Raw genomic sequence first — 22984 nt, forward strand, 5'->3', positions numbered from 1 at the left:
AAAGATGTCAGCCGCCTGCATGTTTCATGGGGGAAAACGGCAAATGACAATTGTCTGGTTAACCTTGAATCTGATGCCGTTCAGTCCAGTGAGAATCAGACACTGGCGAGACTGACGACAACCTGCAGTAGCGATCAAATGCAGCCGGTACGGTACGCTTCTAATACCGACAACAAAGATACACAGGGTTAATGAGGTAACATCATGTTTTTAATTTCAGGAAAGAAAATAATGCGCCTCATTGGCTCAGTTTCATTAATGTTAAGTTTGATGCTGATGGCTACTTTTACTGTTAATGCAGCGAATTCATCAGCCGATGTAACGTTAACATGCAAAATAACATCAAGTACAACGTTAGTTGATGTGGGCTCATTGGGCATTAATATTTCAGCTGCTGTGCCAGTGGGTACGATCGTTTATAGCGGCACGGCAACCGCTAACTTTAAATGTGCCCTGGATAATCTGCAGCAGTTCATAGATGGATTAAGCGGTGAAGTTTATTTTAAGCGCAAGGCGATTGACGCGGGTGCCCTGGGTTATGGATTGACGTTATATACTGGCTATGGCGGAGAGATGAGTACTGATGCCGCAAGTATTGCAACCGGTATCATGATTAGTACTTATGCTTTAACCAGCGGCGGAACCGTGGGCACCTATACAGATGTCTCAATCAACGTACCCTATCAGATTGTAAAGACCTCCAACTCGATGTCAGCGTCAACTTCTCTTAAGAGCTATGTAAACGCTTTTGATGTTGGTTCGTTAATATCAGGTAAAGATGTATCATTCAACTTCACTAATATTAAAACAGGTATCACAGTTAAAGATCAGACTTGCTCAGTCGCCGGTGATACCAATCTGCCTGTACCATTAGGTAGTTACACGACAAACCCCAGTAGCGGTTTAGGATCAGGAATCGGCCAGACTAGCGCTACAACCGCGTTTAATATTCAGCTTAACTGTGAAGCACTTCTTTCGGGTTCGTTTGATGTGATGATGCAGTTGGATGGTGACGCGTCTGGCGGATTATCCGATTTGGGTGTGGTAGCACTTAATTCGACCTCAACAGCGAGTGGTGTCGGTGTACAAATCCTTAATGAAAATCAGCAGCCGATTGCACTTGCTACTCCATTTAACATTGCGAGTTATCCGCTCTCATCTGCATTAATCACGGTGCCACTCTATGCACGTTATTATCAGACGGCTGCGAAAATAAATCCTGGCACGGCCAATGCAGTAGCAACGTATACGCTTAGTTACCAGTAATCAGCAGGGCTCTGCGGAGCCCTTCTTCATACTTTATCTACAGAAAAGGATTATCTGTGAATAAACCCAGGGAAAAAAACAAGCTCAGACTTGGTGTATCAGATGAAAGCCCATTTATTCTTTACTCCATTCAAAACATACTCGTAAAGGAGTTTTTAGAACTTGATATTGTTGCTTATCCGGTTGAAGCTTATCATTTACTGTCTGTTATCAGAGAGGATATGCCAGATATATTAATAACGGACTTTTGCTTTAATTTTGAGCGTAATGATGTCAATGGCGTGAGGAAAATAGAACAGATACATAAGCAAAATCCGGATTTAAAAATTATCATTTTTACTGCACAAAACAGTCAGGCTATTTTGAAAAGTATATTACAAATCCCGGTCAATGCCATTGTGCACAAACGAGATGACATTCGTGATTTGGTCAAGGCATTCAATTGGGTTTGCTCATCCAATTCCGGAATATACTACTCAGAACAGATGAAGAATTTAATGCTCTCTGCACCCGCAGATCCAGCACAAACACTTTTATCGCCTTCAGAAGTAGAGGTTATTCGATTGTTCGCCATTGGATATAGCCTGATGGAAATAGCAAAAGCGCGCAAACGTAGCATAAGCACCGTTGCAACACAGAAATACAATGCTATGCGTAAGCTTCAGCTGCAATCAAATACAGATTTGATTAAGTATGTTTTTGCACAGGAACTCATTTAACTCCCCCTAGCACAAAAAATTTTTATATACAGCGAAAATCATGAACTTTCATAATCTGAATATAGCAGTACTGGCACTCACCTGTGCTCCATTTTGTACATTCGCAACTAACCTGCAGCAAGCTGCTCAGGCTGCATTGAGCTATGACTCTGCACTACAATCCAGTCAGATGACCAGTGCAGCAGATAAACAAAAATACTGGCAAGGCATGGCCGGAATGCTGCCAACATTAACCCTGGAGGGAAACTGGGATCGTCAGGAACAACCTGATAAGAAATATCAGAGTGGGGTAACCAACCACAGCTACGATCTCAGCGTCAGACAACCGCTGTTTGATATGAGCAAGTATGCCGGATGGCGTAAAGGTGTTGCTATTGCCAACACGGCTGAAGCACAGGCAAAACAGGCTGAAGAGAAGTTACTTAGCGCTATCAGCAATGCTTATTTTACGGTGCTTTATCAGCAGGAAGTTTTGCAGGCCGCAAAAGCCGCCAGTCATAACTTTAAGCAACAAGAGCAAAAACTTCAGACCGGCTTAATCAATGGACAGAATACCCGCACTGAACTGGACGAGGCAAAAGCTAACTACGCTCTGGCACAGGCTAAGGAAATAGAAGCTGGCAATCAGCTATTGCTGGCAGGCGAGGCATTTCGCCGTTTATCAGGTATCAGTCCGGATACTGTAGAACCGGTGAATTTTCAGTGCCTGAAAGCATCGCCCTATTCTTCTCTGACCGATGCAATTAATGCCAGCCAGCAGCGTAATACTGATATTAAAATTGCGCTTTTTCAGAATGATCAGGCAGACGCAGATGTTCTTGCGGCTGACGGCGCGCACATGCCCGTGGTCTCGCTCTATGCGCGATACGGCAAGAACTGGAGTCGTAATGACGACGACGACAATATTCTGTATGACGCAATTTTCGGGACGAACTCAAAGAGTAATAACCTGCAATATGGCGTAAACGTTTCTGTTCCGTTGTTTGCCGGCGGCAGTCAGGTTTCACAATCTTTTGAAGCAGCTTATCGTCGTCAGGCAGCAAAGTATTCCACGATGGAAGCACAACGCAAAGCGGCAACCGATACCCGTTCTGCCTGGCTTAGCCTGACCAATGGCAAAGCCTTAATCAGTGCTCAAAAGAATGCCGTCGACTCAGCACGTGAAAAAGTGGTGTCGGTCCAGTATGGCCGTGAAATGGGCTTCCGCACCGTTAACGATGAACTGGATGCTCAGCAAAAATATTACACCGCACTCAAAGATCAGGCTGAAGCACGATTAAGTTATCTCAATGCCCTGATCAATCTGGCGCAAAGCACCGGATCGTTATCACTCGACATGCTGAATTTTTTTCAGTGCCGTTAATCCCTTAATTATGATGAATCTATAAATGGAACAATCACTTTTCCGTCAGGAGGCGCTTGATGCCGCTAACCGGGGTAACCTGGGTATAGTGGCACTTTATTGTCCGCCCTATCGCTGGCTTGTTATTTCTGTGGTGATTTTTATTACTGCCGTTACAGCCCTGTTTTTCATTTTCGGCAGCTATACGAAATATGAATCTTCTACCGGAGAACTGCTGCCTGAGAATGGCATGTTAGTCGTTCCTCCGCCTGTAAGCGCAACCGTAGTGGATATTCCGGTTAAAGAGGGACAACTGGTCAACAAAGATGATGTTCTTATGGTGTTGTCATCCGAAGTCTCCACACAGATGGGACAGACGCGTCAGGTTATCGCCGAAAATCTGGTGGCTCAGCGGGAACGACTTCAGCAGGATCTTCAGACGCTTGCCAAATTACATGACGTCGAAATGAAAGGGTTATCCGACACCATCGCCAGTCTGAAACTCCAGCAGGAACAGCTGAGACTTCAGCTGACACACCGTCGCAAGCAGGTGGCGTTAGCGAAACTGCAACTGGATAAACTCAACGCTATGCACCTGGAAGGGTACGCCTCAAATCGTCAGCTGGAAGAGCAGGAATCCAATCTGCTCGACAGTCAGGCACGTTACCAGGAGTACCAGCGTCAGCTGCTGGACACGTCGCAAAAAATTGTTCAGGCGGAGCAGCAACTACATGAAAAGCCGCTGGATGATGAGAAAAAACGCAACGACATCGAACGGCAACTGGCAGATAACCGTCAGTCAATGGCAGAGAATGAAGCGCGCCGATCCATTGAGCTTCGTGCGCCGAAGAGTGGTTATGTCGGCATGATCATGGTCAAAAATGGTCAGATGCTAAACGCCGGTCAATCGGCAATCGCGATTCTGCCTCACAATACTAATCTTGTTGCCCGCATCATGGTCAATACGCAATCCATTGGCTTTATCCAGCCAGGTCAGCGTGTTGTGCTGCGCTATAAAGCCTTCCCTTACCAAAAATTTGGCCAGCAATATGGCAAGGTGATCGAGGTTTCGCGAACCGCCCTCTCTCCTCAGGAAGTCTCCACCTTAACCGGTAAAAATAATGTTCAGGAACAGCAGTACCGGGTTCTGGTCTCTCTGGATAAACAAACTATTTCTGCTTATTCGCAGAATGAAAAACTGAAGCCAGGTATGGCGCTGGATGCCGACTTTATTGTCGACAAACGTCGTCTCTATGAATGGGTACTGGAGCCGATTTTCGCGCTAGGACACAAAATTTCTCTCTGATTTAGAAGGTCTGTTCTGTGTTGTTATTAGAGAAACTCAATTTTAAATGGTTTAACCGCTTACCGATAATTCGTCAGTCACAGGCAGCCGAGTGTGGGCTGGCTTGTCTTGGCATGGTGGCTAATTATCACGGTCATCAGATCGACATGATCACGTTACGTCGCCAGTTCGCCACATCACTCAAAGGTGCCACTCTGGCAGATGTCATCGCTATGGCACAACAGCTCAATATGACTTCCCGCGCACTGCGAGTAGAAATGGAAGAGCTGTCTAAACTGCGCATGCCCTGCATTCTGCACTGGGAACTGAACCACTTTGTAGTGTTGAAGAAAGTACGCGGCAATAAGATCACCATTCACGATCCCGCGCGCGGGATCCGCGAACTGACATTTAAAGAAGCATCGACCGCCTTCACCGGCGTCGCGCTGGAGTTGGTTCCCTCTTCCACCTTTGAAGTAAAAGAAGAGAAAGAAAGCATCTCCATGATGAAGCTGGTGGGCAGCGTGACGGGGGTAAAGTCTGCCTTTGCTCAGGTGCTCATTCTCTCAATCGCACTGGAGCTATTCGGCGTCCTCGGCCCCTTCTTTATGCAGTGGGTGATGGATATGGTGCTGGTTTCTGCTGACTATTCTTTGCTGTCGCTGCTCGGTGTAGGCTTTATCATGATCGCGCTGTTTCAGACTATCGTTACAGCGTTGCGCTCATGGGTAATGAGCTGGTTCTCAAGCCAGCTCAGTGTGCAGTGGACCGTAAACGTCTGTCACCATATGTTAAAACTGCCGCTGGAATGGTTCGAATCACGCCACGTCGGAGACATTCTCTCTCGTTATGGTTCGCTTAATACCATCCAGAGTACGCTGACTTCCCGTTTCATCAGCACCGTACTGGACGGTGTCATGTCAATCGTCACGGTAGTGATGCTTTTCATCTATAACGCGCAACTGGCGTGGCTGGTCATTGGACTTTTTCTCGCCTATGCACTGCTACGTTTCATGGCTTACGATCCGGTTCGCCGCGCCAATGAAGAACAAATCATCAGCTCGGCCCGTACCCAGTCGTCTCTGCTTGAAACGCTGCGCGGGATCCAGGCAGTTAAAACCAATAATAAACAGGTGCCCCGCCTCTCGGCATACATGAACTTTCTGGTGGATACCACTAATAAAGGCATCGTGATACAGAAGCTCAATATCCTGTTCGGTTCGGCTCAGGGACTGCTAACCTCAGTGGGCCGTGTAGTTCTGGTCTGGCTTGCTGCGCTGCAGGTCCTGGATGGCAACTTCTCTGCCGGTATGCTGACCGCCTTTATCAGCTTTTCCGATCAATTCATGAGTCGTGGTTCAGGTTTGATCAATGCCATCATCGATTTTCGTATGCTGAGAATGCATGGTGAACGCCTGGCCGATATTGTTCTGTCTGAAACAGAAGCCAGTTCTGAGGGCAATCGAGGTCTGGTTAGTAAAGAAACCGACAAGGAGACAGACGTACCTCAGGATATCAGGCTTATCAATATTCGTTTTCGCTATGCGCCGACTGAACCCTGGGTTGTCGATGGTGCGAATCTGGAGATTAAAGCGGGTGAGAGTCTTGCCATCGTGGGGCCATCCGGCCAGGGCAAAACTACGATGGCCAAAATTATTCTTGGCCTGCTACAGCCGGAAGAAGGCACCATCACCGTGGGTGGCATGGACATCACTCAGACCGGACTTGAACATCACCGTAATCGTATTGGCTGCGTAATGCAGGATGACATTCTCTTTTCAGGTTCAATCAGCGAGAACATCAGCTTCTTTGATAACGAGCCCGATCACGCAAAAATTACCCGCGTGGCCCGTCTGGCTCAGATTCATGGCGATATTATGAAAATGCCGATGAATTATCAAAGCCTGGTAGGTGATATGGGCTCGTTTTTATCGGGTGGCCAGTTACAACGTATCCTGCTGGCGCGCGCACTCTATCGTGAACCTAAAATCCTGGTACTGGATGAGGCCACCAGTCATCTGGATATTTATAACGAGGCGCAGATCAACAATGCAATTAAACAGATGAAGATCACCAGAATCATCATTGCACACCGTCCGGAAACTATCCGAAGTGCCGATAAAATCGTCCTGTTAAATAACGGTACGCTCAGCGAAGTCACGGCAGAGCAGTTATTTGGGCAGACAAAAACCCATAATGAAACGGAGATTACCCATGGATAAGACTATTTGCCGCTTCACTGAAGGCACAATTACCTTGCCGGAAGGCTACTGCGAGCGAACACTGAATACGCTGGCTGATACACGATCTGTTCTGCCACCAATCACTATTTCCCGTGATAAGTTAGGCGATCATAACAACCCGGAAGAGTATATCCTTAGCCAGCTCGCTATCCTGCAAAAACAGATGAAAGACTGGCAACAGGAAGCCCATCAGCCAGTGGTTTTGGGGGATAACCTGACTACGGGAATCATGATCAGTTATGACTTCCTGCGACCAGATAATCTTCGTCTTTATCAGAAACAAGCTTTATTCACGCTTAATATGGAAGATATATTGATTTTCTCTCTGTCGAAAGCGAGCCCCATAACCTCTACCGATATGCAGCTTTTCTCAGATACCCTGAAAAGCTTCCGTACCTGGTAATCTGCAGTGTACAGATAAAATAATCCGGAAGAGCATGTGCTCTTCCGGATTGCGTTTCAGCTTTCAGTCGATGCGTTCAGTAACGCTGACAGGTGAAGAGATAGGAGAGCGGCCCGCCAACCAGATAAGCCTTTTTATCGACCCTGATGATATCAAGCTGAAGATAACCAGGATCGAGAGTGATCTCAGCCAGCAGCAGATTAAACACGGCATCCGGCGTTGTATCATTAGTCGAAGTAATAATTTCTCTTATTTTGTAGCGGTAAGTGTCACTATCAATTTTATTACCGGCACTGAGCGCAATACGTCGATTAACCGTTGTTACCTCATCACCAAAAGTTACCTGCCCATTCAGTAATAAATATCCCGAATCTGAATTAATAAAACGTAAATCCTGGGAAACAGCAAACTCAATTTTTTTATTATCGTTGCGACTAAGATCGTAGCGGCTAAATGCTGAGCAGCGGAAAGGCAGCTCGTTTGTCCGGAGTTTAAAATAGTTAATGCCTGCAAAGATCCCCAGCAACAGCATAGCCAGCGTTAACGTCAGCGTAAGAGTGGCTTTTCGTTTCAAAACATTCTCCAGTCAAGATAGTAGAAGTTTTCGCAGGAAACGATATGACCACTGCTGTTCAGGTTACATGTGGAAAGAATGGTCCGGCCATAATCTTTAGTTGTGAATGCCGTGTTTTTATCGAAATAGATGCGCCGACCTGGTACACAGGATTGATTATTCTCTTTAAGCATTTCAAGAATTTGTTTATCCAGTGACTTTTGTTCGAACACATCTAATCCCGGAATAATAACCGCTTCGCAACCGCCTTCCAGTTTGATGTTACTCATAGAAGCACTCTTTTCAGCAGGCTGACGTACAGTGAAGTACCATAAAGCACTTCCAAGCAGCACCAGCATGATTAGGGCGAACAGGAGCTGTCCGAGATTCAGAGCCGATTTTTCAACAACATGCTCTGCGATAACAGGATTGGGTAGCATGGGCTGACTATCTGCGACAGATACCACCTGCTCCGCTGACATTTCATCAGCCTGAACCTGCGTCTCAACAAAAGCCGGAGAGGATTCGCGTTCTATTTTGATTTCAGTATTAAGTCGGATGCCAATTTTCGGAATGGTGATGATCAGGTTTTCACAGCCATACGCTGCAAGCGCTCTGCGCAGAATGCTCAGATACTGATTCAGATTGCTGTTTGATCCGCGCAGACCATATTTATCCCATACTTCGGTCAACAGGGTATCGCGCGACAGTATCTCACCTTCAGAATTCAGTAACTGTTCAAACAGCCGACCCGATGAAATACTCAGGCTCAGCGTTTCCTGAGTGGGAAGATGGCTTAGCGTACAGTCATCTGAATTGTAACTAATCTGATCATCGATAATGTAAATCATTAAGAAATCACTGAATTTGCGCTCATTTCCGACAGTATAATTCAGCTTATTTAAAGAAGCACTAAAGAGACCTGATAACCGGCCTTAAAGGCAAACTCCCCGGAAGAATGCAGGCTTCAGACTCACATTAATACTAATCAGTTAAGACAATATTAGCCTCAACCTCGCCAGCCTGGAACCTGTGCGGGTTAAGTGCGGTCAACCCTCTTAATTTGTTGTGAACCATAGATTTTAATCGCATCACGGCCTAAAATGTGACCATCCCTAACAGTGGTCACTGAATTTTTTAACCCACCTTTAATCTGCCAGGTTCTGACAATGACTCAATCCGTAACAGAAAATGGCACACGAGGCCCGCTCGGGCACAATGTGCGTGACCAGATTGTCGATGCTGCCATGCAGCACTTCGCGCATTATGGTTACGAAAAAACCACCGTCTCCGATCTCGCCCGTGCTATCGGCTTTTCAAAAGCGTATATCTACAAATTTTTTGAATCAAAACAGGCGATTGGTGAAGTGATCTGCTCTACCCGGCTGGCGATGATTATGCAGCACGTCGAAGCCGCGATCGCCGATGCGCCTGGAGCCTCGGAACAACTGCGGCGACTGTTCCGCACGCTTTCCGTCACCGGCACTGAACTCTTTTTTCACGAACGTAAACTGTATGACATTGCTGCCGTTGCGTCGCGTGACCGATGGCCGTCAGCAATGGCACACGAAGTGCGACTAACGAACCTGATCCAGCAGATCCTGCGACGGGGTCGTGAATCCGGTGAGTTTGAACGTAAAACCCCGGCAGACGAAGCGGCGGAGGCAATCTATCGGGTGATCAAACCCTATGCCAGTCCGGTACTGCTGCAATACAGCCTTGATGACGCTGAAGAAGCCTCCGCCCAACTGGCAGCGCTGGTCTTACGTAGCCTTGCGCCCTGAGCATTGCGCACGCTGTGACTATTGACTTATTTAGTCACAAGATCAACGATAGGACTCTGTCTGGTTATCGCTCAGGATTCTGATGCTGATAAGCTTATCTCTGTCTGCTGTATTACATCCCTGCGTTCATCTATCGCACCACCCTACGCAGCGTCTCACTCTTCGCGCTTCAGGCGTATATCCATCGTCTGCGGCAGCATTTCAATCACTGTCCGGACTTTCTACGGGAGTAATCCAATGAGTCACTTAGCCTCATCACAACGCATTGTCATTACCGGCGCGGGCATCGTCTCGCCACTGGGTTGTGGCGTTGAAACCGTCTGGCGGCGATTAACGGCAGGGGAATCAGGTATACGTACCCTGCCCGATACGCTTACTGCTGGCACCGGTATTTCAGTAGGTGGCAGCGTGCCGGGCATCGATGAAGATCCGCTGGCAGGTTACGACCCGGAGGCGTTCATTGCGCCGAAAGAGCGTAAAAAGATGTCGCGCTTTATCGAATTCGCGCTGCTGGCAGCAGAAGAAGCGCTGAATCAGGCGGGCTGGCATCCTGAAGATGAGGCGGCGCGTGAACGTACCGCGACGATTATTGCTTCAGGCGTCGGCGGCTTTGGTGCGATTGCCGACGCGGTGCGCACTACCGACGCGCGCGGTCCGCGCAGGCTCTCACCTTTTACAGCGCCTTCGTTTCTGGCCAACATGGCCGCCGGTCATGTCTCGATCAAACACCGTTTCACCGGTCCGCTGGGCGCGCCCGTTACTGCCTGTGCGGCGGGGGTTCAGGCGATTGGTGATGCAGCCAGGCTGATCAGAAGCGGTGAAGCGGACATTGCTATTTGCGGCGGCTCAGAAGCGGCGCTGGACCGCGTCACGCTGGGCTGTTTCGCGGCTGCACGTGCGCTATCTGTGGGCTATGAAGATCAGCCGCACCATGCCTCACGTCCGTTTGATCGTGACAGAAACGGCTTTGTGATGGCCGAAGGTGCAGGCCTGCTGGTGATTGAGTCACTGGCCCATGCCAAAGCACGCGGCGCGACACCGCTGGCGGAGATTGTCGGCTATGGCACCAGCGCCGATGCATACCACTTAACCGCGGGTCCGGAGGATGGCAGCGGGGCTGCGAGGGCGATGAGAACCGCCCTGCGCCAGGCGGGCATCAGCCCGGAGGATGTCCAGCATATCAACGCGCATGCAACCTCAACGCAGGTTGGCGATCACGGCGAGCTGGCGGCTATTCGCGCAGTGTTTGGCGATGATTCACCGGTCGCGATCGCCTCAACCAAATCCGCCACCGGCCATCTGCTGGGTGCGGCAGGCGGCATTGAGGCGATATTCACCCTGATGGCGCTGCGCCAGCAGATTATTCCGCCGACGCTGAACCTCCATCATCCTGATGAAGCCGCAGGCAATCTGGACCTGGTGGCACTCAATGCACGTCCCACCGCGCTAACTTATGCCATGTCGAACGGATTTGGTTTTGGTGGCGTCAACGCCAGTCTCCTGCTGCGTACGTGGCAATGACTGCAGAGTGACAATTAAGCCCGCGCTGCCAGACACCCTCTCAGCGCGGGTAATACATCAGACGTTCTGAAAAAGCGTACACAGCTATTCCCAGTGTCCTGTGTTTATCAAAACACCCTCTGTACACCACTCACTTTATAAATCTGTACCTTTCCTGACAAAATTGCCGTTGCCTGGCCGTCAGCCCTTTTCTTTCAGCACTACAATTAATCGGATGAAAACAACTTCAGAGAACGTTGATGAAAATTGCAGCCTTCGATATTGGTGGTACCTCTTTAAAAATGGGTGTGATTGACGATCAGGGAAATATTCTGACCAGCGATAGTGCTGATATTTCCCATAACGCACGCGATAAAATACTTGATGAGATCCTGGCCTGGCTGGAGAAAAATCCCGTTTGTGCGGGTATTGCCGTCAGCACACCTGGGTATATTGATACAGACGCCGGTTATATTGCCATGGGCGGCACCATACGTGACTTTGACGAGTTTCATCTGAGCCAGTGGCTGACAGAAAAAACGTCTCTGCCTGCTACCGTCGAAAACGATGCACACTGTGCGCTGCTGGCGGAAAAGTGGCTGGGGAAAGCAAAAAAGCTCAACGATTTCCTGATGCTGACAATAGGCACCGGGTTAGGCGGAGCGGCCTTTTGCAATGGCGCCCTGATTCGGGGTGGACGCAACCGGGCTGGCGAGTTTGGTTGCCTGCTGACTTCGCGCCCCACCAGCAGTAATATTGAACGCCACACCATGAGCCAGAGCTGTACCATGACGGCTCTTCGGGAGAATTACAGCCAGCTCATCGAAAAATCTTCCGACGACGTCACGGGTAAAGATGTCTTTGACGCATACGATCGCAAAGAAGAAGCCGCGCAGCAGGTGGTGAATAAATTCTACCAGGATCTTGCAGCCTGCTTATATAACCTGTTCAGCGTATTCGACCCGCAGATGGTATTTATCGGCGGGGGAATTACTGAGCGCGAACCTTTCCTCGAGGAACTGGCAGAGCAGCTGGCAAAATATGATCCTGATATCCGCATAAATGCCGCGACCTACGGCAACGACTCCGGCATGCTGGGCGCAACCTGGAATTTCCTGCAGCGCCAGCCAGAAGAAAATGGCTTGTAGTTCAGGGCTTATGCAGGTTACTCCTTTCTGATAATTATGATGATTTATCTGGTGCGGTATTTAAAACGATAACCCGGTCATGACCGGGTTTACTCTTGTTTATATTAGTGTCGTATTTGCGCCAGATCGTCTGACGTCAGGCCAGTCATTTCTAAGACAGTTTTACGATCAAGGCCGTTTTGTAGCATAGTGCGCGCAATTTTCAGGGTAGCTTCACGCTGTCCTTCAGTACGACCTTTCTCAATACCACGCCGCACACCAAGCTCGATACCTTCTGCGCGCCCTTTTTCGATCCCTTTTTGTTCAAGCTGCTGTGCGATGGTCATCAGTGCGCCTCCGTGTTGTGGCACCCGCTGTGCCAGTTCGCGAACGAAAGCTTCGTAGTCAGCTGACTCACCAGCCTGCAGTAAATAGTGTATCAGCGTCATCACCTGGGGTGAAGAAAGATAATCGGCCATGAATAGCGTGACCAGATGGTCAGTCAGGCTTGCAATGTCGCGTTGATGAATATGTTTCTGTAAAAGCGTCAGGGCGGCCATACTGCGATGAGTCATGATCTCGTCATCCGGGATGACCGTAATGTCCACCAGCGGGAAGGCGCCTCTATAAAGACTTTCCGCCACTACCGGATCATCAAATTCGTCGAACCAGCGGGTCGACCACGGATAGGGAGTGCGCTTACCGGTATAGAACAATACAGGTATGACTAAAGGCAGCTTTTTATGGCCAGCTTCACGGTGGCGCTGCATAGCAGCTACCGCATAACGTATCAGGCGGAATGCCATATGCCTGTCAGGGGTGGATGGGTGTTCAATCAGAACATGAATATATCCGTCACCGGTTGAGGTTCTGAGGCTATATAAAACGTCACCGAAGTATTGACGCAAATCGTCTTCAACAAATGATCCGGACTCAAGCTTCAGTGTGGTGAGATCGCAGATTTTAAGCATTTCTCCGGAAGGTGGATCTGCATAAAATCTCTGGCAACATCCGGATGCGTAAGAAACTGTCGAAAAGTAGCATCATGAGGTGTAGCACTATTTTTATTTTTCATCAGTTCAGCCCCTGTAAATTCCATGCGCTGCTTCCACAGCGAAGAGGCTATCTTAATGGATCAGATTTTAATTTATAATATTTAAATCTTGCTCAAGTTATATAGATCAACCACACCCATGCTCTTTTAAAAAATTTATTAGCAAGATGAATTACGAGGCAATCTAAATTAATCACCTTGATCAATTTATATAGCGATAATTAAAAAATCCGGATGTACCCGAAACTTCTTACGCTGACCATTAATGTCTGAACAGCTTTACGAAAAGTTAATTTTCTATTTAAGTCACGGCATAACCAGCCCGATCACGCTGTTTATACCGCCCGCTCCCTATCCCCGTCCCGGCGCATCCAACAGGCTAAGCGCCACGCCTGTCAGGGTATAGACCACTACATACAATAAAATCAGTGCCGCAAGCAAAAGACGGTGGCTGCGCATCTCACTTTTCTTCATGGTGCCATTCAGAAGGTGTAGCTCAATGCCAGGGTGGCCGATGCGCCGTTGTGCCGTGCAACAATGGGGCTATCTGAAGCATGCTTATCCAGCCAGCTGTAGTCACCGATCACGCTGGCGGCCCAGGCAGGCGTGAACTGATGACTCCAGGTCAGGCTGGTGTCGGTGCCATAAAATCCCCCCGCGGCGTCGTAGCGTTCAAACCCGCTACGTGCACTCTGCCTACTGCTCACGCCATACCAGGTATTCATATAACGCGCATCGCCAGCCAGACCTGCCACCTGCAGTGCCACCGTATCCTCCTGGGTCTGCCAGGGGATCAGGGTCACAGACGTCCGGTATTGCGCGCCCTGACTATCACTTAATGGCAGCGTCGCTTTGCCCTCCAGCACCAACCACGGCGTTACCGACCATCCCAGCGCCAGCGCGGTGTTCATTGTTGCGTCGATATTCCCCATGCCCCTGAGCCGGTCATCACCGTCGCGCCACGATGAATTACGGTCAGAGCGACCCAGCCCGTAGCCCAGCGTATGTTCCAGATAAAGGCCGTTATCCGCCTGCAGATCGTAGCCAATGCCTTTCTGTGAGTCTAAAAAGAAGGCGCCATCGCGCGCCTGGATCACCGGCATCAGCTGCCAGTGCTGCTTATCGGCGCCGCTATAGCGTGGTGCATTGATACCTGCGATGCCCAGCGTGGCGCTTGGGGGCGGCGTAGTCTCATCAGCCATGGCAGTCGCGGCACAGAATCCTAGCGAAAAACAGACCATGTGCAGCGTTATTTTTCCGGTTATCATCACGTTTCCTCATTATCACATCAGGTGCGGAGCTGAGGGGTTCAGAGCCGCGTCAATAGCCGGAGTATGCGGGGCGAGTGTCAATTAACGACCAGGGATTTATGAAGAAACAGTCAAGGTGATCCGAAAATGCAGTCAAAACGTGTACTGATTATTGAAGATGATGCTGATGCGGCGGGTGTACTCGAGGCCTACCTGAAACGTGAAAATTATGAGGTCATGATTGCCGGTGACGGACCCGGCGGGCTGGAAACTGCAGGACGCTGGCAGCCCGATCTGATCCTGCTGGATATTATGCTGCCCGGCATGAACGGCACCGAAGTGCTGGCCGCGCTGCGGCGGCGTGACGATACCCCGGTAATCATGGTGACGGCGATGGGTGACGCGCCGGACCGTATCGGTGCCCTGCGCTATGGCGCAGATGACTACGTGGTCAAACCCTATCATCCGGGCGAAGTGGTGGCGCGCGTTCAGGCCGTGCTGCGCCGCAGCCAGAGTCATGCGCCCGCCGCAGAATCGCTACGTTGGGCGGGTTTGGTGGTTGATCCGCTGGCACTCACCGCCGTGGTAGAGTGTGACAGTGATGCACCGCGCCGCCTCGATCTGACGCCCACCGAATTTTCCCTGCTGGTCACCCTGATGCGTGCGCCGACGCGGCCTTTTACCCGCCTGTTTCTGCTGGAGCATTGTCTGCCGGAAAGCGATGCACTGGAGCGTGTAGTCGATACCCACGTCTATAACCTGCGCCGTAAACTGGAGGCTGCAGGCATCTCAGACGTCTTACCGGCGGTTCGCAGCGTCGGTTACCGGTTCAGACAGCCATGAAGAACAATACGCATACCTCACTGTGGCGCTGGATCTGCATCCGGGTGCTGTTTCTGGCCATCGGCAGCGTGATCCTGATCGCCGCCTGTATGTGGCTGCGCTTTGCGGTGCAGGCGTTCTGGGTCTACTACCGGATGCCGCCCGCGCTGCTTGATGAGTTCACACAGCTACGCCATCATCCCGCCAGCGATCCGGCGCGCTTTCATCAGATTGTCGATCAGTGGTGGGGGATCAACTTTTCCGATCCTTCGCTGGCATCATCTGACTGGCTGATCGTGCTGATCCTGGTGGTGGTCACCATCCCGTTTATGGTGATGATGGCGCTGCGTTTCGCCCGTCCGCTATCGGCGCAGTTCAGCCAGCTGGCGACGGCGGCGCGTGCGGTGTCGAAAGGCGAATTTGGCCGGACGGCGGCGGTAGTGAAAGAAGCGCCGCAGGAACTGGTGCGATTTACCGAAGATTTTAACCAGATGACGCAGCAGCTGGCGCGTTACGAGCGAGAGCTACGCACCTCGCATGTGGCGATGGCACACGAACTTCGCTCGCCACTGACGGCGGCGATCGGCCGCCTGCAGGGCATTCTGGATGGCGTCTTCCCTGCCGAGCCGCAGCAGCTGGCAATGATCATGAAGCAACTGACACAGCTCAGCCGCCTCACAGACGAACTGCATCTCTTGTCGCTGGCGGATGCCGGGCAGCTTACTCTCAACCGCGAGTGGTTTAATCTCAGCGAGTTACTACGCGAGCGCTCCGGCTGGCTTCTGCCGCAGGCAGAACAGGCGGGGATTGCCATCAGCGTGACATCACCCAACGATCTGCGGCTGTATGCCGATACCTTCCGGCTGGGCCAGGTGGTGACCATCATTTGTGAAAATGCGCTGCGCTATGCTGCCGACGGTGGCGCGTTGCTGATCACCGCCAGCCAGAACGATAAGGCGATCATAATGACCTTCCGCGATTATGGTCAGGGTGTGGAGCCGGACTTCCTGCCGCAATTGTTTGACCGCTTTACCCGTGCTGACTCTTCACGCGCCCGCCACTCCGGCGGCAGCGGTCTGGGACTGTCAATCGCCAAAGCGATCGTCGAGGCGCACGGCGGATCGCTTTACGCCACGCTACCCGCCGACGGCGGTCTGTTGATCGGGATAACGCTGCCGGCGAGATAAATTGTTCTGGCTTGACCATTTCTTGATGGTTCATGGAACATTTCTGGACACAGGCCGGGTTCAATGAGCACAACTCATTAAAGGAACCCGGTTATGACAGACTTCTTATCGGATGCTGCCCGCCAGGTGTGGCGTCATCTCTTCAGTGTTCACATCTTCGCGCCAATCGTGTTCGTGCTGCTCGGCGTATTCATCATGACCGGCTGCCGGGACAACAATGTTGCCCCGCCAGCCGCCCCGCGCCGCCCGGTCAAAACGATGATCGCCCCGCCGCTCAGCAGTGACGCGTCACGCGTGCTGACTGGCGAAATCCGCGCTCATGAAGAGGTCGCGCTGGCCTTCAGGCTGGATGGCCGGGTGGTGAACCGCGCGGTTGAGCTGGGCGATCGTGTCAGCGCCGGGCAACTGCTGGCCGCGCTGGAAAACGATCAGCCTCGTAATCAGCTGAGCAGCGCGCGGGCCGATCTCGACAGCGCCCGCGCCGCCGAGCGGGTCGCCGCGCTTAACCTGCATCGGATGCGGCTGCTAATGCCCGGCGGAGCCATCGCCCGCAGCCAGCTGGATAGCGCTAAGGCGGACTGGCAGAGCGCGCAGTCCCGCTGCCTTAGCAGCGAAGCGGCGCTGAAAAATGCCCAGGATAACCTCAGCTGGACTCAGCTGACTGCGCCGGCAGCAGGCCGGATCACCGCCATCACGGTTCAGCCCGGTCAGGTGGTCAGCGCCGGACAGACTGTCATGACGCTGGCAGCCGGTGATGCACGCGATGCCGTGTTTGACCTGACAACACCTGCTCTGTTGCGAGCTGACGACCGGACTGCGCTGAAGGTGACGTTGCTCGCTGACCCGGGCATCCAGGCCAGTGGCACGATACGTGACATCAGCCCGCAGGCCGATTCACAGACCCGTACCTGGCGGCTGCGCATCTCAATGAATCAGCCATCGGAGGCGATGGCTCTGGGAGCCACCGTCACCGTCACGCTTCCCGATGCGCAACCGCCGGTCATCGCCCTGCCCGCCAGCGCCCTGACCCGCTTCGCAGATAAGCCCGCGCTGCTGGTGGTTGATGCGGCGTCACGCCTGCAGCTTCGTCCGGTAGTGCTGGCCCGCTTCAGCGCACAGCAAATCTTTGTCTCTGCCGGGATCCGGCCAGGTGAGCGCGTTGTTACCGCTGGCGTCGGCACCCTGCAGCCCGGTGAAAAAGTGACGCTGGCTCCGGAGGGCTCATGAAAAAAATGACTGGCTTTAACCTCTCCGGCTGGGCGCTGGCGCATCAGCAGCTGGTGATCTTTTTCATGTTGCTGGTGATGGCGGCGGGTGTGCTGAGTTATGAACGCCTGTCACGCAATGAAGACCCAGCGTTTACTATCAAAACCGCCGTAATATCTGCCCAATGGCCCGGCGCTGACGTGAATACCACCGTGCAACTGCTGACTGACGTGCTGGAACAGAAGGTGCAGGAGATCCCGTCGCTGGATGCGGTCGAGAGCGAAACCCGCGCCGGACAAACCGTCATCTATGTCAACCTGCGCGATGACACGCCGCCCTCTCAGGTGGCCGGCATCTGGTATCAGCTGCGTAAAAAGATGCATGACGTTGCCCCTTCACTGCCCCTGGGCGTGCAGGGTCCTGCCGTTAACGACGAGTTTGACGACACCTTTGGCACCATTTATGGCTTCACGGCAGAAGGTTTTACCGCCAGAGAGCTACGCGATCGGGTCGATAACCTGCGTCGCAATCTGGCCAGTCTGCCCGACATCGGTAAAACCAGCCTGTTGGGTGTACAGGAGCAGCAGGTGGTTATCGCCTTTTCCCCGCGCAAGCTGAACGGCATGGGCCTTGATTTACAGCAGGTCAGCGACGCCATTAAAGCCCAGAACGATGTCGTCCCGGCGGGCAGCCTGCGTACCGACCGCGAGAATATTGCGCTTCGGGTCAGCGGCACCCTGACCTCGGTTGAAAGCCTGAAAGCAATTACCCTGCATATCGGTGAGCGTTTTATCCCGCTGAACGATCTGGCGACCATCAGCCTGCAACCTGCTGAACCGCCGACGCCCACCTTTAGGGTCAACGGCGTGCCGGCTATCGGGCTGGCGATCTCCATGGCCGCCAGCGGCAATATGCTCGATTTCGGTAAACAGCTTAACCAGCGCATGCAGACACTGGCCGGACAGTTACCACACGGCATCACCATGACTCGCATAGCCGATCAGTCTTCCGTGGTGAAACAAGCGGTCAGCGGCTTTGTCCGGATACTGGGCGAAGCGGTTGTCATCGTGTTAGCTGTCTCCTTCGTTTCGCTGGGACTCCGTGCCGGTCTGGTCGTGGCGGCGGCTATTCCGCTGGTGCTGGCGATGACCTTTACCGGCATGTTGCTGGCGGGCATCGGACTGCAGCGCATCTCGCTGGGCGCGCTGATTATTGCGCTCGGGCTGCTGGTGGATGACGCCATGATCACCGTCGAGGCGATGGTGGCGCGACTCGAAGCGGGCGACAGTAAGTGGCAGGCCGCGACGTATGCATTCAAAACCACCGCCTTTCCGATGCTGACCGGTACGCTGGTCATGATCGCCGGTTTTATTCCGGTCGGGTTTGCCGCGTCCAGTGCCGGGGAGTATTGCTACTCACTGTTTGTGGTGATTACCCTGGCGCTGCTCTGCTCGTGGGTGGTTGCGATCATCTTCTCGCCGCTCACCGGCTGCTGGCTGCTGTCAGCGAAGCGCATCAAAACCCACCAGCCGCCGGGCTTAATGACGCGCGGCTATCACGGGCTGCTGGAGGTGATTCTGCGCCACCCGCTGATGACGATTGGCGCGGCGCTGACGGTCCTGCTGGTCAGCCTTTACGCCACCACCTTTATGCAGGGTGAATTTTTCCCGGCGTCAGACCGCCCTGAATTGCTGGTCAGCCTGACGCTGCCCGCCAGCGCGGCCCAGGCGGAAACCACGCGCCGTACTGCACAGCTGGAACAGATGCTGCGCAGCGATCGGGATGTCGCAAACTTCACCAGTTACGTCGGCTCTGGCGCAATACGCTTCTATCTGCCGATGGATGTGCTGCTGGATAATGAAAACATCGCGCAGCTGGTGGTGATGGCGAAAAGTCTGGCGGTACGCGATCGGCTGCGCAGCAGGCTGGAGAAGAAACTGGCCGCGGATTTCAGTGATATCACGACGCGCGTCTCGCCGCTGGAGCTGGGTCCGCCGGTGGGCTGGCCGCTGAAATATCGCATCACCGGCCCGGACAATGCCCGGGTGCGGCAGGCTGCCAGTGATCTGGCAGCGCTGATCGCCCGCTCTCCGCTGACCCGCGAGGTCAATCTCACCGCCGGGGAACCGGAACGGGTCATGACGCTGGCGGTAAACCAGACCGCCGCCCGCGCCGCCGGCCTGTCGTCCGACACCATCGCCTCCGCGCTGAACACCCTGATGTCCGGCAGTGTGGTGACTACCCTGCGCGATCGCAACCGGCTGATTGATGTGGTGCTGCGCAGCAATAATACGGAACGGCAGAACACGGAGACGCTGGAAGGAATGATGATCACCAACGCCAGCGGACAGAAAATTCCGTTGCGCCAGGTAGCGACCCTGAACTGGGGCGTGGATGATCCGGTGATCTGGCGCCGTCAGCGACTCTCATACATTACCGTGCAGACCGATATTGCACCGGGTCAGCGGGCTGAGCAGGTCTCGCAACAGCTCGCACCTGATGTCGCCGCCCTGCACGCCTCACTGCCAGCCGGATACGGTATTGAGGAAGGAGGCGTGGCGGCGGAGTCGGACAAAGGCAATGGTTCGGTGTTTGCCCTGCTGCCAGTAACGATCTGCGCCATGCTGGTCCTGCTGATGATTCAGCTGCAACGCTTCTCAGGCATGTTGCTGGCGCTGAGTATGGCCCCGTTTGGCCTGCCCGGCATCGTATCTGCGATGCTGCCGGCTGGCACACCGCTGGGATTTGTGGCGCTGCTGGGGATTATTGCGCTGGCGGGGATCATCATCCGCAACGCGGTGATTATGATCAGTGAAGTGGATGCGAACAGCCGCGCCGGCCTGCCAGATGATGACGCTATCCGGCAGGCCGCGCATCACCGGGCGCGTCCCATTCTGCTGACCGCCTGTGCTGCGATCCTCGGCATGATCCCCATCGCCCATCAGGTTTTCTGGGGGCCGATGGCGCTGGCGATTATTGGCGGTCTGGTCAGCGGCACGCTGGTAACACTCACGGTGCTGCCCGCCGCGTTAAGTCTGCTCATGCAGCGACGTTCAGGTTAAAACTGTCACATAAAAAACGCCCGGCGATCCCGTGCTGAGAGCCGCGGCCTCGCCGGACGCGTTCAGTTCATCACCTCGACCAGAATCAGCGGGCACTTTCTGACTTTGCAGGCCTGACTGTAGGCCAGTGAGCAGACCGAACAGAGGTCGCGCACGTCAGACTGGTACTCATACTCCATGAAATAGCGGAACTGGCCGCCCGCCGAATCTGTTCTCCAGAATCGCTGCGGCTCCAGAATTTCATCCAGTTGCCTGAATGTCAGGGCTGACGGGTTGTGATACCCGACTCTTACGCGGTATGTAGTCATGCACCGATTATTCGCATCCCGGCCACGGGCCGCCAGTTGGTTATTGTTTTCAGTTCAATAGCTGGCGCTTATCAACCCGCTTCGCCTGGTGTCGCAGGCGGTTCGGCCAGCAGCGCCAGCAGATGCAGCACCGCTTTTGATGGATGATGCCGACGCCAGGCAAAGGCAACATCAGTAAACAGCGTGTTGTTTTCGATATCGCAGAAGCTGACCTCCGGGTTATCGACGCAGCGCAGCGACTCTGGCACCAGCGCAATCCCGCAGCCTGCCGCCACCATACCCAGCGATGTGGTGATCTGTGGCGCCTGCTGAAAAGTGTGACGGGAAAAGCCGGCCCGCAGGCAGGCCGTGACAATCAGCTCATACAGGCTAGGCGAAACGTCGCGCGGGAAGATTATCAGGGTTTCATCCGCCAGCGCGGACAACGCGACTGTTGGCGTACCGCTTAGAGGATGGCAGCGCGGCAGTGCTATCAGCATCTTCTCGGTGGAGATCACGCGCAGATTAAACGCTTTGCTGCTTTCGCACGGCAGCCGGATAAAGGCAGCATCCAGTAACCCCTCCTGCAGATCCTGCATCAGCAACGACATGTTCTCTTCACGCGTCAGCAGCTCCATCGCCGGATAGCGTTCCGTAAACTGCCGGATAAGGGTGAAGATGCGCGGATTAAACGCCACCGAGCTGGCAAACCCCAGCGACAGCTGACCGCTGATCCCGCGGGCAATACCTCGCGCGTTCTCCAGCGCCTGATCGGCCAGTTGGACAATTTGCTGCGCATCCGCCAGAAACGCTTCTCCTGCTTCAGTAAGTTCCACTCCGCGCGTCAGCCGTTTCAGCAGCGGTGTGCCAATCTCCTGCTCCAGCCGCAGTATCTGCTGGCTCAGGGGTGGCTGAGAAATCCCCAGCATTTCAGCGGCTCGGGTGAAGTGAAGCGTCTCGGCTACGGCAACAAAATAACGCAGGTGGCGCAGTTCCATATCAAAAACGTCTCAAAATTAACAGGTTTCGCTATTGGACCCACCGACTGAATCGGTTCACCATTAGGTTAACACGGCTTAACGGTTAATCGATGAGGCATGAAATGAGCAATTGTGTAACTGATTGTTCCTGTGAGGATCAAATAAAACATACTGTCTTAACGCTTTCTCAGGATGCACCAGAAAGCGTTATCTATCAGACCTCTTTAATGAGTGCGCTGCTGAGCGGCGTCTACGACGGCAACGTCCGCATCGCTGACCTGATGCGTAAAGGGGATTTCGGCCTGGGCACGTTCAACCGGCTGGATGGCGAGATGATTGCGTTCGACAGCAAGGTTTATCAGCTGCACTCAGATGGCAGTGCGCATCCGGCCGACCCGGCACAGAAAACTCCGTTTGCGGTGATGACCTTCTTCAGGCCGCAGCACCAGTTTGAGTTTGACCGGCCCATGTCGCGCGAGGCGATCCATCGGGTGATCGACAGCGAAATCACCTCCGATAACCAGTTCTGCGCGCTGCGCATCAGCGGTCGTTTCAGCCACGTCGACACCCGCACCGTGCCGTGCCAGTGCCGCCCGTATCGCTCCATGCCGGAAGTGCTGGGCGATCAGCCGACCTTTGCCTTCAGCCAGCGCGCGGGCGAGCTGATTGGCTTCCGCACGCCGCAGTATATGCAGGGCATTAACGTAGCGGGCTATCACGAACACTTTATTACCGACGACCGCGAAGGCGGCGGCCACATTCTCGATTACGCGCTGGAACAGGGCACCCTGACCTTTGGTGCCATCAGCAAGCTGGTCGTGGATCTGCCGCAGGACAGTGACTTTCTCAATGCCGACCTGAACCCCGCCAATCTTGACGCCGCGATCCGTGCGGTAGAAAGCTAATCAGAGGAA

21 protein-coding genes and 1 pseudogene are annotated in these 22984 nt (G+C 53.1%); 15 read left to right on the top strand and 7 right to left on the bottom strand.

The genetic code is table 11. The annotated features are described in order from the left end of the window. The 7 genes from ACTJKZ_RS18410 to ACTJKZ_RS18440 all read left to right on the top strand — a co-directional run. On the top strand, nt 1–192 hold a 192-nt coding region (locus ACTJKZ_RS18410; protein WP_440829914.1), incomplete at its 5' end, for a hypothetical protein. A 12-nt stretch (nt 193–204) separates the two neighbouring features. Further along, entirely contained in the window at nt 205–1266 is a 1062-nt protein-coding gene (locus ACTJKZ_RS18415) for a fimbrial protein (RefSeq protein ID WP_440829915.1), read from the top strand. Between the two features lie 56 nt (nt 1267–1322). Beyond that, nucleotides 1323–1985: a response regulator transcription factor gene (locus ACTJKZ_RS18420; RefSeq protein WP_222925654.1), complete on the top strand. Its 663-nt coding sequence runs from the start codon at nt 1323–1325 to the stop codon at nt 1983–1985. A gap of 40 nt (nt 1986–2025) precedes the next feature. Next, nucleotides 2026–3348: a TolC family outer membrane protein gene (locus ACTJKZ_RS18425; protein WP_161736323.1), complete on the top strand. Its 1323-nt coding sequence runs from the start codon at nt 2026–2028 to the stop codon at nt 3346–3348. A 25-nt stretch (nt 3349–3373) separates the two neighbouring features. After that, on the top strand, nt 3374–4633 hold the full coding sequence (locus ACTJKZ_RS18430) for an HlyD family secretion protein (RefSeq protein WP_161736322.1): 1260 nt from the start codon (nt 3374–3376) through the stop codon (nt 4631–4633). A 17-nt stretch (nt 4634–4650) separates the two neighbouring features. Beyond that, the gene (locus ACTJKZ_RS18435; protein WP_161736321.1) at nt 4651–6834 is read left to right on the top strand and encodes a peptidase domain-containing ABC transporter; all 2184 of its coding nucleotides are present in this window, start codon (nt 4651–4653) and stop codon (nt 6832–6834) included. Further along, entirely contained in the window at nt 6827–7258 is a 432-nt protein-coding gene (locus ACTJKZ_RS18440; protein ID WP_161736320.1) for a DcrB-related protein, read from the top strand. Before ACTJKZ_RS18435 ends, ACTJKZ_RS18440 begins: the two co-directional genes overlap by 8 nt. A 76-nt stretch (nt 7259–7334) precedes the next feature. On the opposite strand, the gene ACTJKZ_RS18445 is transcribed toward ACTJKZ_RS18440, so the two are convergent. Both ACTJKZ_RS18445 and ACTJKZ_RS18450 read right to left on the bottom strand, forming a co-directional pair. After that, nucleotides 7335–7832, bottom strand: coding sequence for a FidL-like protein (locus ACTJKZ_RS18445; protein ID WP_161736319.1), 498 nt, complete (start codon nt 7830–7832; stop codon nt 7335–7337). Then, complete coding sequence (locus ACTJKZ_RS18450) at nt 7829–8662, bottom strand: transcriptional regulator (RefSeq protein WP_161736318.1); 834 nt, start codon at nt 8660–8662, stop codon at nt 7829–7831. The genes ACTJKZ_RS18445 and ACTJKZ_RS18450 overlap by 4 nt, the downstream gene beginning before the upstream one ends. A gap of 318 nt (nt 8663–8980) precedes the next feature. On the opposite strand from ACTJKZ_RS18450, the gene ACTJKZ_RS18455 reads away from it, so the two are divergent. The 3 genes from ACTJKZ_RS18455 (at nt 8981) to ACTJKZ_RS18465 (ending at nt 12243) form a co-directional block, all read left to right on the top strand. Next, the gene (locus tag ACTJKZ_RS18455; RefSeq protein ID WP_161736317.1) at nt 8981–9595 is read left to right on the top strand and encodes a TetR/AcrR family transcriptional regulator; all 615 of its coding nucleotides are present in this window, start codon (nt 8981–8983) and stop codon (nt 9593–9595) included. Between the two features lie 237 nt (nt 9596–9832). Further along, nucleotides 9833–11116 (top strand): beta-ketoacyl-ACP synthase II, encoded by a 1284-nt coding sequence (gene fabF / locus ACTJKZ_RS18460; protein ID WP_222925656.1) that lies wholly within the window; start codon nt 9833–9835, stop codon nt 11114–11116. Nucleotides 11117–11355: 239 nt separating this feature from the next. Continuing rightward, nucleotides 11356–12243 carry an ROK family protein gene (locus ACTJKZ_RS18465; RefSeq protein WP_440829916.1) on the top strand — a complete coding sequence of 296 codons (888 nt, stop codon included), beginning with the start codon at nt 11356–11358 and terminating at the stop codon, nt 12241–12243. A gap of 104 nt (nt 12244–12347) precedes the next feature. Here the strand turns inward: ACTJKZ_RS18465 and ACTJKZ_RS18470 are convergent. The 3 genes and pseudogenes from ACTJKZ_RS18470 to ACTJKZ_RS18480 form a co-directional block, all read right to left on the bottom strand. Then, nucleotides 12348–13297, bottom strand: a pseudogene (locus ACTJKZ_RS18470) (Rpn family recombination-promoting nuclease/putative transposase). A 330-nt stretch (nt 13298–13627) separates the two neighbouring features. Next, nucleotides 13628–13750: a hypothetical protein gene (locus ACTJKZ_RS18475; protein ID WP_254920079.1), complete on the bottom strand. Its 123-nt coding sequence runs from the start codon at nt 13748–13750 to the stop codon at nt 13628–13630. An 8-nt stretch (nt 13751–13758) separates the two neighbouring features. Continuing rightward, nucleotides 13759–14544, bottom strand: coding sequence for a MipA/OmpV family protein (locus ACTJKZ_RS18480; RefSeq protein WP_440829917.1), 786 nt, complete (start codon nt 14542–14544; stop codon nt 13759–13761). A gap of 129 nt (nt 14545–14673) precedes the next feature. Here ACTJKZ_RS18480 and ACTJKZ_RS18485 point away from each other — a divergent pair, with 129 nt between their 5' ends. The 4 genes from ACTJKZ_RS18485 to ACTJKZ_RS18500 all read left to right on the top strand — a co-directional run bounded on the left by ACTJKZ_RS18485 (nt 14674) and on the right by ACTJKZ_RS18500 (nt 20803). Next, nucleotides 14674–15369 carry a response regulator gene (locus ACTJKZ_RS18485; protein ID WP_161736313.1) on the top strand — a complete coding sequence of 232 codons (696 nt, stop codon included), beginning with the start codon at nt 14674–14676 and terminating at the stop codon, nt 15367–15369. Further along, on the top strand, nt 15366–16535 hold the full coding sequence (locus tag ACTJKZ_RS18490; RefSeq protein ID WP_161736312.1) for a sensor histidine kinase: 1170 nt from the start codon (nt 15366–15368) through the stop codon (nt 16533–16535). The genes ACTJKZ_RS18485 and ACTJKZ_RS18490 overlap by 4 nt, the downstream gene beginning before the upstream one ends. Before the next feature lie 93 nt (nt 16536–16628). Further along, nucleotides 16629–17762, top strand: coding sequence for an efflux RND transporter periplasmic adaptor subunit (locus tag ACTJKZ_RS18495; RefSeq protein ID WP_440829918.1), 1134 nt, complete (start codon nt 16629–16631; stop codon nt 17760–17762). Next, a complete protein-coding gene (locus ACTJKZ_RS18500; RefSeq protein WP_440829919.1) occupies nt 17759–20803 on the top strand; it encodes an efflux RND transporter permease subunit in 3045 nt (1014 codons plus the stop codon). Before ACTJKZ_RS18495 ends, ACTJKZ_RS18500 begins: the two co-directional genes overlap by 4 nt. Nucleotides 20804–20865: 62 nt before the next feature. Here the strand turns inward: ACTJKZ_RS18500 and ACTJKZ_RS18505 are convergent, their stop codons facing one another. Together ACTJKZ_RS18505 and ACTJKZ_RS18510 are read right to left on the bottom strand one after the other, a co-directional pair. Then, nucleotides 20866–21111 carry a hypothetical protein gene (locus tag ACTJKZ_RS18505; protein ID WP_013356609.1) on the bottom strand — a complete coding sequence of 82 codons (246 nt, stop codon included), beginning with the start codon at nt 21109–21111 and terminating at the stop codon, nt 20866–20868. A gap of 71 nt (nt 21112–21182) precedes the next feature. Next, nucleotides 21183–22088 carry a LysR family transcriptional regulator gene (locus ACTJKZ_RS18510; protein ID WP_253418586.1) on the bottom strand — a complete coding sequence of 302 codons (906 nt, stop codon included), beginning with the start codon at nt 22086–22088 and terminating at the stop codon, nt 21183–21185. A gap of 104 nt (nt 22089–22192) precedes the next feature. Between ACTJKZ_RS18510 and budA the strand changes: the two genes are divergently transcribed. After that, nucleotides 22193–22975, top strand: coding sequence for an acetolactate decarboxylase (gene budA / locus ACTJKZ_RS18515; RefSeq protein ID WP_440829920.1), 783 nt, complete (start codon nt 22193–22195; stop codon nt 22973–22975). Nucleotides 22976–22984 lie beyond the last annotated feature (9 nt).

This window comes from Pantoea sp. 22096, from assembly GCF_052045955.1.
Classification (GTDB): Bacteria; Pseudomonadota; Gammaproteobacteria; order Enterobacterales; family Enterobacteriaceae; genus Pantoea; species Pantoea alfalfae.